Raw genomic sequence first — 437 nt, forward strand, 5'->3', positions numbered from 1 at the left:
GCATCAGTTGCCTCGCGTGTCCCGTTCGAAGATGACCCGCCGAATTTCTTCCCATTGGCGGAGGGCAATTCGTAGTAGTCGTCCACACGGAGTAGAGCCCGGGCAATAGTGACATCCCCGTATGTTGACCCCGAGCTGTAGTGACGCCGGTCCCATTTCTCTCGGTACAGACCAGAATCGCGAAAGAGGGCGTCCATCTGAGCAGGGTCTTTACCCGTCCAGAAAGCCAGGTAGTGAGCCATCGCCATGTCGGCTTCAGATTGAGAAGGGTACTCGGCTTGTGGTGAGCCCCACATCGAGCTGTCGCCGTCGTAGAGGCGACGTCGACGACTGCCACCCTTCGCGTCGAACATCTTGGAGAGTAGCTCCTCGTCCGATAGTTCAACGCCTGGCCCGGCAAGATCGTCGAACGTTTTCGGCATGACTTCCGGAAGATA

1 pseudogene is annotated in these 437 nt (G+C 57.7%); it reads right to left on the reverse strand.

The window, feature by feature from the left end:
* Nucleotides 1-437 (reverse strand): annotated as a pseudogene (locus tag DVK01_RS22745) (hypothetical protein); the annotation flags it as partial.

Source organism: Haloarcula sp. Atlit-120R (genome assembly GCF_003665885.1).
GTDB lineage: Archaea > Halobacteriota > Halobacteria > Halobacteriales > Haloarculaceae > Haloarcula > Haloarcula taiwanensis.